We start from the raw sequence: 12,841 nt of genomic DNA on the forward strand, positions 1-12,841 counted from the left end.
CTCCTTCAGATCGGATCACGGCGAACGGGACAGGTCATGCAATGCGCACCACCACGCCCGCGGCCGAGTTCCGCACCCTCGATGGTAATGACCTCGATGCCGGCCTTGCGCAGCAGTGTGTTGGTATAGACGTTGCGGTCATAGGCGATAACGACGCCAGGTTCGAGCGCGAAGACGTTGTTGCCGTCGTCCCATTGCTCGCGTTCGGCCTCGTACGTATCGCCACCGGTTTCGATAACGCGAAGAGTGCTGTCGATCGCGGCCGATACCGTATCAAGGAAGCTTTTCGGCTCATCGACGATCCGCAATTGGTCGGATCCTTTTCCGGGATACAGAGAGAAGGAGCGCAGCCGATGCACAACGTCGGGATAGATGGTGACGAGATCGCGGTCGCAGAAGGAGAATACCGTGTCGAGATGCATGAACGAGCGATCGCTCGGCATCAGCGCGGCGATCACATGCGTGGCGGCGCCCTGTTCGAACAGGCGGTGTGCGTATTGCGAGACGGCCTGCGGCGTGGAGCGCTCACCCATACCGATTAGCACGATCCCTTGACCAAGCGGCATGACATCGCCCCCCTCCAGGCTGACCGATCCCGCATGTTCCTCCGCGGCATTGAAATATTTGTGGAACTTCGCGCTCCGGAAGCGCGGGTGGAACGTGTAGATCGCGGCGGCGTTCACGGCTTCCAGCTGTCGCGCCGGCCAGTGCATCGGGTTGATGAACACGCCGTTGCCTACCCAGCAGGACGTATCGCGAGTGAAGAGCTGGTTGGGCAGGGGCGGCAACACGAATTCATTCGGTGCGCGGGTGAGGGAATAGAGTCCATGTGGCGCAAAGGGCAGTTCCGCGCGGGCAATGCCGCCGATCATGTATTTCGCGAGCTGGGCTTGGGGCATTTCGTTGAGCCATGCCCGCAGTTCGGCATCGACGCCGGTGACACCGGTTGCCGTGCCGAGGCGCTTATCCAATAGCCAGCATCGTGCATCTGCATCGCCCAGAGTGTCCGCCAGCGCCTCGCCGAACTCCATGACGGAGACACCGCGCTCGCGCATCACGTCGACGAAGGCGTCATGCTCCTGGCGGGCCTTCTTCACCCAGATCACGTCGTCGAAGAGCAGGTCGTGGCAATTCGCCGGGGTGAGGCGGCCGAGGCTGAGGTCGGGTCGGTGGACAATAACTTCACGCAGTTTGCCAACCTCTGAATGGACGCCAGGGTCAGGAATGGGGGTGGTCATAAATGACGCTCCGTCTGATTTGTCGTGGCAAGCCGGGGGCACCCGTCGCAGATCTGATTGTGCAGGATCAACTTTCTGCGAGAACATAGGTGTGTAGGACGATGCGGCCTTCCGCATCGGTCTCGCGATATATGCCCTGGATCTCGTTCTCGAAGCCGGGAAAGCGATTGCTCGCCTCTTCCACGAGACGCAGATAGTCCAGCACCGGACTTTCCTCTGCGCCATATCGTTCGCCGGGCAGAATCAGGCCGATGCCCGGCGGATAGACGAGCGCCAGCGTAGCGGCGACGCGGCCCTCGATCTGCGCGATGGGAACGTAATCCACCTCGTTGCGCAGCAGTTTCTCCCAAGCCGCTCGCGGCGGCAGCACCGGCTCGGGCAGATGCGCGGCCTCGAAGGCTTCACGCTGCAGGCGGCTTGCCTGACGCTCGCGGTAAAAATCGTGCAGACTCGCGCAGAGGTCGCGTAGCCCGATCCCGGTATATCGTCCGCCGAAACGCCGGGTGAAGTCTGGCATCACCTTGTCGAGCGGGGCGTTTGTGTCATGGAGTTCCTTAAATGCGACCAGCGCGGCGAGGAGCGTGCCCGCCTTGCTCGCCTCGAGCCCAGGCGTGAGGAGGAACAGGATCGAGTTGAAGTCGTTCTTCTCCGGCACAATGCGGCGCTCGCGCAGGAACTCCGCCAGGATCGGGGCGGGGATGCCGTGTGCGGTGTAGTCGCCACTGGCGGGGTCGAAGCCGGGGGTAAGGAGGGTGAGCTTGTTCGGGTCGGTCATCGCATAGCCGGGAACCATGCCCGGAAAGCCATGCCAGGTGGCTTCTAGCCCGAGGGTCCAGGCATCGCGGTTGCGGACAAGCTCGTCGGTCGGCAGATCCTCCCATGGCGTGTCGCCTACGTCCTTCGGGACGAACGGGTCGAAGAACCATGCCTCCTCTGGAGCCCGCGCCGCCTTTGCGAAACTTCTCTGTAAATGACGTAGTTTTTTGCGGATCTCGATCCCCATGCGGATCGTGTCGTCCCAAAGCACCTCTCCGGACCGGCCCTTCATCATCTGTGCGCCCACATCGAGCGATGCGAACAGGGGGTAGAAGGGCGAGGTTGAGGCGTGCAGCATGAAGAGTTCGTTGAACCGGCGCGGCTCGACGCGTCCCCGCCCCTGCACGTGGGAGTCCTTCACATGGATCTGCGATGCTTGCGAGAATCCGGCGAGTTGCTTGTGCGTCGACTGGGTGGCGATGATGCCCGGATCGTCCGGGCCGAGGTTGAGCCCCATGGCAAAATGCCCGGCGAAGAGCGGATGGAATTTCATGAAACCGGCCCAGGCTTCGTCGAACAGGATGTATTCGCAAAGCGGGCCGAGCGCCTTGAGCAGCATCTCAGCATTGTAGATTGTGCCGTCATAGGTGCATTGTTCCAGCACCAGCGCGCGGAACGGCCGTGTCCGGTCGGCGCTGGTCTTGTCTGCCACAAGCGGGCTGGCGCGGATGGCGTCACGGATGCTGCGTTCGTCAAGCGCCTCCGGTGCAATCGGCCCGATCAACCCCTGCGGGTTGCGAGTAGTCCCCAGGAAGATGGGAATGCCACCGCCGAAGAGCAGCGCGCCATGGACCGCGGCCTTGTGGTTGTTGCGGTCGAACAGCACGAGGTCGCCGGGGGCAATGATGGCGGACAGTGCGATCTTGTTGGATGTCGATGTGCCGTTGAGCACGAAATAAGTACGCTCGGCACCGAAAATTTTCGCGGCCTCCGCCTCTGCCTTGCGGGCTGGACCCTCATGCGTCAACAGATCGCCAAGTTCTACGACCGAATTGTCGAGATCGTTGCGGAACACGGCCTCGCCAAGGTGCTGGACGAAGATGCTGCCGATCGGGCTCTTACGGTAGAAGACGCCACCATTATGACCTGGGCAGGTCCAGAGCTGGTTCCCTTCCTCGGCATAGTCCACCATCGCACCGAAGAAGGGCGTCTTCAGGTTTTCCGCGTAGCGGACAAGATGGTCGACCAGGTTCTTCGCAATGAATTCTGGCGTGTCTTCGGCGATGAAGACATAGCCGGAGATCATCCGGAGCGTCTCGGCGTCGATATCCTGGAACTTATGGCGGCGCGCGAGCAGGAAAATCGGCATTTCCAGTCCCCGGTTGCGCACCATGCGGATGAAACCGGACACGTCGCCGAAGTTCCGGCTGGCGCCCCATTCCAGCAGGATACAGCCGATCGTTGTGTCCGCCCGGATCGCCAGCGTGGCGTCCGCAAGGTTCGCGGCACCGATCATGCGCACATCCCGCGCGGCAATACCGGCTCGGATGCCGTCGAGATATTGCCGTTCGACATCGCCCAAGGCGGCGCTGTCGACGGCGAGCAGGAAGCGGAACATCGCTTCGAAGCGCATATCGAACATCCTCTGCCATTATTGTGGGCGGGACTTTAGTCTCGCGATGGTTCTTCGCATTGACCGGGATCAAGGGGCACGATGGCCAAGGTGGATAGGATGCGGTGCTACTTCCGGAGGGTAAAAGATGACAACGCAGGAACCCGGGGCCCCGTCGGTTGGAATGGGCATCCTTTTGATTAACGACAAGATCGAGGAAGCCAGCGCCGTAGGGCGCGCCGCACGCAGCCTGCTGGAGGATCTGCGACGCCACGGGGTGGAGGCCATCGTTTCCAGGTCTGCCGAAGACGGAATGGCGGTGATCGGCGCCAATCCCCACCTGCAGGCGGTGATCGTGGATTGGGATCTGCACCGTGATCCGGAGCACAGACATGCGACGGAACTTTTGCGAAACCTACGTGCTCACAACGAGCAAGTACCTGTCTTCCTGCTGGCCGAGCGTGGCGATGCGACCAGAATTCCGGTCGAAGTGATGAGCGAGACGGACGAGTTTGTCTGGCTGCTGGAAGACACGATGGAATTCATCAGCGAGCGGATCATGGCCGCTGCGCGGCGCTACAGGGCCCGGATATTGCCGCCCATGTTCGGCGCCCTGATGTCCTTTGCCGCGGAAGCCGAATACTCCTGGCATACCCCTGGGCATACAGGCGGAACCGCATTCATGCGCTCGCCTGTGGGGCGCATATTCCACGACTATTTCGGCGAGGCGCTGTTCCGCTCGGACCTGTCGATTTCAGTCGGCGAACTCGGATCGCTGCTCGACCATAGCGGGCCGATCGGCGCGGGGGAACGCTATGCCGCGCATGTGTTCGGCGCCGATCGCACCTACTACGTCACCAACGGGACCTCGACGTCCAACCGCGTGGTGATGATGGCGAGCGTCGCGCGCGGGCAGGTGGTCCTGGCGGTCCGCAACTGCCACAAATCGGTGGAGCACGGCCTGAGTCTCACCGGCGCGGTGCCAGTCTACCTTATGCCGCACCGTAATCATCTCGGGCTGATCGGCCCGATCCCTCCGGCGGCATTGTTGGCCGGCAATATCTCAAGCCGTATCGCCCACGCGCCACTGAATGCCGCCGTGAAAGAGAAGCCGGCTCTCGCGATCGTGACGAACTCGACCTATGACGGTCTCTGCTACAATGCTGCGCGGGTCGAGGAACTGCTCGGCCCTTCGGTCGACCGTATTCTCTTCGACGAAGCATGGTTTGGCTATGCGCGCTTCAACCCGATCTATCGGGACCGCTTCGCCATGCGCGGCGAACCGGCGCAGGCGCTGCGCACCGGTCCCACCGTCTTCGCCGTGCAGTCCACGCACAAGCTGCTCGCAGCATTGTCCCAAGCCTCGATGATCCATGTGCGAGAGGGGCGGGCAAAGGTAGAGCATGTGCGTTTCAATGAAGCATTCATGATGCATGCGTCCACCTCCCCGCAATACGCAATCATCGCGTCCAACGACGTCAGCGCGGCGATGATGGACGGTGTGGGGGGGGGCGCAACTGACTGGCGAGGCGATCGCAGAGGCCGTTTCGTTCCGCCAAACCATGGCGCGGCTAGCCAGTGAATTTGCCGACAGGGGAACCTGGTTCTTCGGCGTCTGGCAGCCCGATCGCGTGCGCGACGGCGATACGGAACTCGCCTTTGCCGATGCTCCGCCCGATATGCTTGCACAGGAACCATCGTGCTGGATGCTCGCCCCCGGGGCCGTATGGCACGGCTTCCCCGGTCTTGAGCCAGGCTACTGCATGCTGGACCCGATCAAGGTGACGGTGACAACACCGGGTATGGCCCCTTCTGGTGAATTGACCGAGCAGGGTATACCGGCCGTGCTGCTTACCGCCTACCTAGCGGAACATGGAATCGTAGCCGAGAAGACCGCGAATTTCTCGATCCTGTTCCTGTTTTCAATTGGGGTGACCAAGGGAAAATGGGGTTCACTGGTCAATGCACTTCTGGAATTCAAGCGCGATTACGATGCCAACGCGCCGCTTTCGCGGGCCATGCCGGCGCTGGTGCAGGGCAATCCGTCGGCCTATGGCATTATCGGGTTGCGTGACCTTGCGTCGCGGATGTTCACGGCGCTGCGCGAGGCGAAAATTCCGGAACTGTTGCAAGCGGCTTACGATGTCGAGCCTCAGGCACTACTTACGCCAGCAGACGCGTATGATCGGCTGGTCCGGGGCAACGGCGCCGTCGCCGGAATTGCCGGACTTGCCGGTGGCATCGCGGCTACTGCCATCGTGCCCTATCCGCCTGGTATTCCTCTAGTGATGCCGGGTGAAGCGCTGGGCTCGGAGTCTGGCCCGATACTCAATTACCTCGCTGCCCTTCAGGCATTCGATCAACAGTTCGCCGCTTTCGCCCACGACACGCACGGCATCGAGATTCGCGATGGCGATTATCTGGGAATGAGATTTTCTGAGTTTCCTGCGGCTCTGAAGTAGAATCTGGCTCCGATGGGGACGGGCTTTGCGGATTCCGACGTGAAGCCAGTCGGTCGATGACGATCTGAGTGGCCCATTGTATCCGTGACGATGTGGCGCTTGCGTCCCTTGATCTTCTTTCCGGCATCGAACCCGCGCGGCCCGCCGGCTTTGGTGGTCTTGACCGACTGGCTGTCGATCACACCGGCTGTGGGCGAAGCCTTGCGTCCGGACATGTCCTGCGCCTGCAGGACCAGGACGTGATTGATACGATCGAGGGTGCCGTCTAGACAGGAGCTGTAGAAATGCCCCTGCACGGTCGTGAACGGCGCGAATTCCTTCGGGATCTGCCACCTCCGGCGGCATTCCACTGCTCCGCAGGCGGAACCTTGAGCCGCCTCCGCCACTGGCAGCCGGTCGACAGCATCTAGAAGATGGCCTCCACAATCATTCGCAGCGCCACTGTTCGGGGTCGGCCTCGATGCGGCGGCAAGGGTATGAACGGTTCGATCAAGGCCCATCGGCATCACAGAGGGGCAGGGTTTTTTCTTTTTCCGACCTGCTCCTAGGAGTACACTGTTGGGAATATTGCGGGCGCGTCGAAATGAACCATTGGACGATTACAATAGCTTGTGACGAGCGGGACACCCGCACTGGCTCCAGCGGTTGAACCGGTTGAACACCGCGGCCCATAAGCCTCCGGAAGTGCGCGCCACCGCAAGCTCTCGCGAAAGCGATGCAGGATGCCACTCAGAACCCGGCGATCGTCCACCCGCGGTTTGCCGCCGGGCTTGGGCAACAGCGGCTCGATCGCAGCCCATTGCGCGTCGTTCAGCCAGAATACTTCCGACATCTTCCAAGGCCCTCCGAGGAGACTTGAATCAAAACCACCGTGGTCATGGCAATAGGTACGGAACCTAGGGAGCGTCGATCAGAACTTGTACAGCGCCGAAAGGGAGACGACGCCTTCGTTTACGGTCTGCGTGATCGGGCTCTTCGCCGCGCTGCCGAGCAGCCGCTCATAGGCTGCGTTGAGGTTGATGATGACATGCGGGGTGACGAAATAATTTGCCGATATCCCAATGCCCGCCGAGCGGAAGCCGCCATGGGCGTGGTAATAATGGTATTTCGAGCTTGCTGCTTGGGCGTGGCTGACGCCGAAATAGGTGTTCATGTAGCGCGCGTCGGCCAGGGTGACGGTGGGGCCGAGGAACCATGAAAATGTTTTAGAGCTGCCGGGCATCGGCATGTAGGCGCCGACATCACCGATATAGCCAAAGGATGCGCCGAATTGCTTACGGATGTCGACGCGGATGGTCAGCGGAAAGCCCTCCGTGAGTACCGTAGTCGCGAAAACCTTGAGCTCTGGCGCCGGATGGATAGTCCCGAGACCGTTCAGCGCCTCGCCGTCGACATGGGGGGAGCGGCCGAGATCGTAGGAAATCGCGGTGCCGAAGCTGATATGGCGGAAGCTGAATAGGTTCACGCCCAGCCCCTCCCCGGTGGAGAGGAAGAAGCGATTCTTGTAGCGGATATCGATGCCGGGGCCGCCCTGGATCCGGTAGCGATTAAGGCCGGGCGCGGCGGGGGCAAACTGTGTGCCCAGCCCGAGCTCGACCTGCCAGGTCGGGATTTTCGGCTCGAACAGGCGCTGGAGTTGGATGCCCGAGGAGTATTGCCATTCGGCGAGTGGCGAAGGCGTCTGCGCCCTCGCGGGGGTGGCACTGCATGTGACGGCAAAGGGAGCAAGGAGCCAGATAGGTTTCCGGGAACCGAGTAATTCTGAAAACCTGTTCATATGTTCTCCGCCTAGTTGTTGTCACAGGTCGAAGACATGGCGTTATGAATTATGCAATGCAATGACGAAAATCAATTTTCTGTGGAGTTTTACCCTGCGTGCGGCACCTTTTTTGCGCCTATGCAACAAAACGAAAGCCACGTCATGTTTATAATTGAGGCTATATCATAAATAATTGTTATTGAACTGTTTTGATTGATTCTCTGATGTCCGGACCCTGAAATTTGTTGCTGAATTTCAAGGATGAGCAGGCCGCCAAACAACCGATTTCACTAATGTCTGGGTTCGGTGCCACACAGCTACCTGAACGAGCGGTTCCATATCGATGTCAGATCGTCCGGCTATGGAGTCCCGTTTAGCTCCGCAATCACTATCCCGGCCTTCTTCGGCGTCTATATGAATTTGCTGGCGCATATCATGGCGCTGCGAGCTATTCCGACCGTCCTGTCTTTCGTCCGTGCCATCACGTTTTCGGCAGCCTGCCAGATATCATGCCCCGACGCCGCGATGAGACCGGTCAATCCGCACCGCGCAACTTGAACGGGGACGACCGTCTTCCAATCCTTAATCCTAGACTCGGAAAGAATTCATGCTTGATCTGTTGAAGAGGGCGATCATTCCGCTGGCGGCGCTCGTACTGTCGGTGATCCTGTTGGTGAAATCGTGGATCTGGTTGGGCCTGCTGTGCCTCGCCATAGTCGCGCTCGGCATCCACGACTTCACGCAGCGCCGCTGGACGATAACGCGGAACTTCCCAGTTGCCGGTCGCATCCGCTGGCTGTTCTACCAGCTTCGCCCTTACCTACGTGCGTACATTGTCGAGGACGATCTGCACGGCACGCCGTATTCGTTCGAGGCGCGCAACCTCGTCCATCTACGGGCTCGGGGAGAAACCGATACCCACCCGTTCGGGACAGAGCGCGATGTCGGCGCCAAGGAACATCACTGGATCAGTCATTCGATCGCTCCAGAGTCCGAGCCAGACGAAAGTCCGAGGGTCCTGGTTGGTAACGAGCAGTGCAACCGCCCCTATTCCGCATCCGTCCTCAATATCAGCGCGATGAGCTTCGGCGCGCTGTCGGCGAACGCGGTGCGCGCTCTCAATCTCGGTGCAAAGCGTGGCGGCTTCTATCATGATACAGGCGAAGGCGGCCTCTCGGATTATCACCTCGAGCATGGCGGCGATCTGGTCTGGGAACTTGGCTCGGGCTATTTCGGCGCGCGCGATGCGAATGGCTGCTTCGATCCTGAAAAATTCCGCGATACCGCCGCGCATGACGCGGTGAAGATGACCGAGATCAAGTTGAGCCAAGGTGCGAAACCCGGCCATGGCGGCCTGCTGCCCGCCGCCAAGGTGACCTCAGAAATCGCTCGCGTGCGCCAGGTTCCCGAACATAAGGACTGCCTCTCGCCGCGCGGGCACTCGGCGTTCTCGACACCGATCGAAATGATGGAATTCGTCGCCCTCATGCGCGAGCTCTCGGGCGGCAAGCCGGTCGGCCTGAAGCTCTGCATCGGCCAGCCGCACGAGCCCTTTGCGATGGTGAAGGCGATGCTCGAAACCGGGATCAGGCCCGATTTCATCGTGGTCGACGGCGCCGAGGGCGGCACCGGCGCCGCCCCGCTGGAACTGTCGGACTGGGTGGGGATGCCGCTGCTCGAGGGACTGGTGCTGATGCGCAACGCGCTGGTGGGCGCCGGGCTGAAGGACGAGGTCCGGCTGGCTGCCAGCGGCAAGGTCTATTCCGGCATGGGCCTCGCCCGGAACATCTCCCTCGGTGCCGACTGGTGCAACGCTGCCCGCGCCTTCATGTTCTCTATCGGCTGCATCCAGGCCCAGCGCTGCCATCTCGGGACCTGCCCGACCGGCGTGACCAGCCAGAGCCCGGGACGCCAGCGCGGGCTGATCCCAGAGGTGCAGGGCGATCGCGCGGCCCGCTTCCACGCCCACACACTGAAGGCTCTGTCGGAAATCGTTGCGTCCGTCGGGTTCAAGCACCCGACCGATCTGCAGCCGCATCACATCATGCACCGCATCGGCCCCGAAAAGGCCGCACCGATCGACGAGATCCACACCTTCCTGCCGAAAGGCATCCTGCGCGATGCCCCGGACGAGACGATCTACGCGGACTGGTGGCGCGCGGCGCGGGCAGACAGTTTCCGCCCCGCCATCGACCTGATCAGGATCCGTGCCTCGGCGCGCGGCACGGCACACTAACCCGGGAGATTTCATGGCCAGCACCGTAGCGGAAATCATCGTCGATACGCTTTGCCAAGCCGGCGCCCGCCGCTGCTGGGGCATCGTCGGCGACACGATCAATCATTTCACCGATGCCGTCCGGAAATCGGACCTCCGCTGGGTCCATGTCCGCCACGAGGAAGCCGGCGCCCTCGCCGCCGGCGGCGAGGGCTACTTGACCGGCGAGCTCGCCGTCTGCGCTGGCACGTGCGGGCCCGGCAGCCTGCATTTCGTCAACGGCATCTTCGAATCCCACCGCAACGGCGCACCGGTCGTGCTGATCGCCTCCGACGTGGCCCGTGCCGAGGCGGGGCTGCGCTTTCCCCAGGAAGTTGACCAGCGGAAGATCTACGAACAGGCCAGCGTCTTCTGCGAATATGTGAGTCACCCGGACCAGGCGCGGCGGATCACGACGCTCGCGGCCCAGGCGGCGCTCACGCGGGGCGGGGTTGCCGTGGTGATCGTGAACGGCGACATGTTCACTGAAACGACGGATGACAGGCTTGAATGGCGAGTCCACCGGCCATCCTCCGTGCTGCGCCCGTCAGACGACGAGCTCGACGCCCTCGCCCGCGATCTCGACAGCGCGGCCCGCGTCACGATCTATGCCGGCATCGGCGCGCGCGGCGCGGCGGCCCGAGTCGTGCAGCTTGCCGGCCTACTGAAGGCGCCGATCGTCCATACCAGCCGCGCCAAGGAATTTATCGAGCCGAACAATCCGTTCAACATCGGCATGACCGGCATTCTCGGCAATCGCGCCGGCGTCGAAGCGATCGATGCGGCCGATATCATGCTCTGCCTCGGCACCGATTTCGCGTGGACGCAGTTCTATCCCGACGCCCGTTACGTGATCCAGATCGACAGCGACCCGACGCACCTCGGACGGCGCGCGCCGATCCGGACAGGGCTGGTCGGCGATGTCGGCGCGACGATCGAGGCCCTGCTGCCCCGGCTAAAGACGAGGAGCGACAGCGCTCATCTCGACAGGTCGCTTAAGCGCTGGGCCGCGGATCGCGAGGGTTACGCAAAATTGGCCTGCGCGCACGACGACGCGCTGATCCATCCGCAGACCGTCGCTCAGACGCTCGACACGCTGGCCGCGGACGACGCGATCTTCACCGCTGACGGCGGTTCCCCGATGGTATGGCTGCTCCGCCATGTCACCGCAAACGGCCGCCGTAGCTTCCTGACCAGCCTCCTGCATGGCACCATGGCGAACGCCTACCCGCAGGCGATGGGCATGGCGGCCGCCTTTCCAGGCCGCCAGGTCATCGCCATGTGCGGCGACGGCGGCATGACCATGCTGATGGGCGACCTGCTGACGCTGGTGCAGGAAAAGTTGCCAATCAAACTGCTGGTCTTCAACAATGGCTCGCTGGGTTTCGTCGAGATGGAGCAGAGGGTAGAAGGTCTAATCGATTCCTTCACGGAGTTGAAGAACCCGGATTTTGCGAAACTCGCGGAGGTTTGCGGCATCAGCGGCTGGCGCGTGGACACCGGCCCCGAGCTCGAGCCAGCGATGCGGCGCTGGCTGGCCGCCGAGGGCCCTGCCTTGCTTGATGTCCATGTGAACCGGGTCGAACTGGTCATGCCACCGAAAGTAGAGATCGGCCAGGTCGCCTCGACTGCCCTGTTCGGCGTAAGAGCGGTGCTCGACGGACGTTCGCGGGAAGTTGTTCAGCTACTGCGCGACAATTTTCTCCGCTGACAGATGGGCTGGCGCAGCTTGGAATTCGGGGGGGGCTATGGTGTGGCGCAGATAATCCGCCGGACTTTACCGGTGAGGAAAAGAACTGGGTGACATCCTGCCGGACCCGACACCAGCTCTGGGCGACGGCGGGGTATTTCTGACCACATGGGCTGGCTTCGCAGGACGAACTGGGGCATCCGCGTCATCATCTGATCCGCGCCAACATCGCCGATGCCGCGGTGATGCGGACCGGCTTCGAGGCCCACCAACCCGACATCGTGATGCATCTCGCCGCCGAATCCCATGTCGACCGGACGATCGACGGGCCGCGCGATTTCATCGACACCAACATCACCGGCACCTTCGTCCTGATCGAGAAGAGCGTTGCCGTGATCGCCACGCGCGGTTGCGCGATGGCGCACCTGGTTACCGAGGAACGTGTGGCGGGGAAGGGGGGTGTGCTGGGCCTCGACAACGCGTGAGCCCTGTACCCCGATGGAGCGCTGCTTCGCCTCGAGCCGGCGGCAGGCCGGGTGGTCGTTGTGCAAGAGGAGGAATATCGCCTTGCAAGGCGCCGGCCGCGCTGCAAACGCGGCCTCCGTCCGGCCGTGCTGCCACACCGCGCGATACCGATCTGGCGCCCACACGGATTGCGGAGACGGAGATACGGATGTCGGCCGCGCCATCAGCTATCGCAGCCGCCGATCGCTTGCCGGAACTGAACCAGGGTGTTTGAGCCAGGCGAGCTGCCAAAATTGCTGGGGGCGCGAAAGATGAGCGAGCTCCAGGTTGGCATATCAAACTGGATGGACGCTCCCGCTGATAGTGTTTCTTGGAACAAAATCGAATCTGCAATTCACGCCGATCCAAGGCAGATCATAAAGTGGGCGTTCGAGCAGATAGAAGGCGTAACTGCACCAAAACCTACAGAGGCTGGAAGCCATCAGCCATAAAAGACATGCTCGCGTTCCATCCATAATGGCTCGTTCCAGATTGATAATCTGGCCAAATTGGCACCACGAGGTTCCATAAGATATCTTCTACGATATACACATTCGTAGTGAATT

At 61.7% G+C, this 12,841-nt stretch carries 8 protein-coding genes and 2 pseudogenes; 5 read left to right on the forward strand and 5 right to left on the reverse strand.

Translation table 11 applies throughout. The features are described 5' to 3' along the window. Positions 1-5: 5 nt before the first annotated feature. Complete coding sequence (locus RT91_RS00220) at positions 6-1,238, reverse strand: arginine deiminase (protein ID WP_035184929.1); 1,233 nt, start codon at positions 1,236-1,238, stop codon at positions 6-8. 67 nt (positions 1,239-1,305) lie between these two features. Continuing rightward, entirely contained in the window at positions 1,306-3,627 is a 2,322-nt protein-coding gene (locus RT91_RS00225) for an Orn/Lys/Arg decarboxylase N-terminal domain-containing protein (protein WP_035184971.1), read from the reverse strand. A gap of 127 nt (positions 3,628-3,754) precedes the next feature. Between RT91_RS00225 and RT91_RS22245 the strand changes: the two genes are divergently transcribed. Both RT91_RS22245 and RT91_RS22765 read left to right on the forward strand, forming a co-directional pair. Then, a complete protein-coding gene (locus RT91_RS22245; protein ID WP_205408935.1) occupies positions 3,755-5,188 on the forward strand; it encodes an Orn/Lys/Arg decarboxylase N-terminal domain-containing protein in 1,434 nt (477 codons plus the stop codon). Beyond that, the gene (locus RT91_RS22765; protein WP_256363786.1) at positions 5,169-6,068 is read left to right on the forward strand and encodes a hypothetical protein; all 900 of its coding nucleotides are present in this window, start codon (positions 5,169-5,171) and stop codon (positions 6,066-6,068) included. Before RT91_RS22245 ends, RT91_RS22765 begins: the two co-directional genes overlap by 20 nt. Positions 6,069-6,139: 71 nt before the next feature. Here RT91_RS22765 and RT91_RS20005 read toward each other — a convergent pair. From RT91_RS20005 to RT91_RS00235, 3 genes and pseudogenes are all read right to left on the reverse strand, one after another. Then, a pseudogene (locus RT91_RS20005) lies at positions 6,140-6,567 on the reverse strand (transposase); the annotation flags it as partial. 45 nt (positions 6,568-6,612) lie between these two features. Beyond that, positions 6,613-6,900: a transposase gene (locus tag RT91_RS22770; RefSeq protein ID WP_082468498.1), complete on the reverse strand. Its 288-nt coding sequence runs from the start codon at positions 6,898-6,900 to the stop codon at positions 6,613-6,615. 78 nt (positions 6,901-6,978) lie between these two features. Continuing rightward, complete coding sequence (locus RT91_RS00235) at positions 6,979-7,845, reverse strand: MipA/OmpV family protein (protein WP_011930660.1); 867 nt, start codon at positions 7,843-7,845, stop codon at positions 6,979-6,981. 589 nt (positions 7,846-8,434) lie between these two features. Between RT91_RS00235 and RT91_RS00240 the strand changes: the two genes are divergently transcribed. From RT91_RS00240 to RT91_RS22775, 3 genes and pseudogenes are all read left to right on the forward strand, one after another. Beyond that, a complete protein-coding gene (locus tag RT91_RS00240) occupies positions 8,435-10,063 on the forward strand; it encodes an FMN-binding glutamate synthase family protein (protein WP_035184934.1) in 1,629 nt (542 codons plus the stop codon). Continuing rightward, complete coding sequence (locus RT91_RS00245) at positions 10,035-11,792, forward strand: thiamine pyrophosphate-dependent enzyme (RefSeq protein WP_240314124.1); 1,758 nt, start codon at positions 10,035-10,037, stop codon at positions 11,790-11,792. Before RT91_RS00240 ends, RT91_RS00245 begins: the two co-directional genes overlap by 29 nt. 170 nt (positions 11,793-11,962) lie before the next feature. Then, positions 11,963-12,211: pseudogene (locus tag RT91_RS22775) on the forward strand (GDP-mannose 4,6-dehydratase); the annotation flags it as partial. Positions 12,212-12,841 lie beyond the last annotated feature (630 nt).

The sequence above is a fragment of the Acidiphilium sp. JA12-A1 genome, from assembly GCF_000724705.2.
GTDB lineage: Bacteria > Pseudomonadota > Alphaproteobacteria > Acetobacterales > Acetobacteraceae > Acidiphilium > Acidiphilium multivorum.

What these genes read in the sequence shown, in the direction of transcription:
- RT91_RS00220 (WP_035184929.1), bottom strand. Translation starts at nt 1,238, where the DNA reads ATGACCACCCCCATTCCTGACCCTGGCGTCCATTCAGAGGTTGGCAAA.
- RT91_RS00225 (WP_035184971.1), bottom strand. Translation starts at nt 3,627, where the DNA reads ATGCGCTTCGAAGCGATGTTCCGCTTCCTGCTCGCCGTCGACAGCGCC.
- RT91_RS22245 (WP_205408935.1), top strand. Translation starts at nt 3,755, where the DNA reads ATGACAACGCAGGAACCCGGGGCCCCGTCGGTTGGAATGGGCATCCTT.
- RT91_RS22765 (WP_256363786.1), top strand. Translation starts at nt 5,169, where the DNA reads ATGGCGCGGCTAGCCAGTGAATTTGCCGACAGGGGAACCTGGTTCTTC.
- RT91_RS22770 (WP_082468498.1), bottom strand. Translation starts at nt 6,900, where the DNA reads ATGTCGGAAGTATTCTGGCTGAACGACGCGCAATGGGCTGCGATCGAG.
- RT91_RS00235 (WP_011930660.1), bottom strand. Translation starts at nt 7,845, where the DNA reads ATGAACAGGTTTTCAGAATTACTCGGTTCCCGGAAACCTATCTGGCTC.
- RT91_RS00240 (WP_035184934.1), top strand. Translation starts at nt 8,435, where the DNA reads ATGCTTGATCTGTTGAAGAGGGCGATCATTCCGCTGGCGGCGCTCGTA.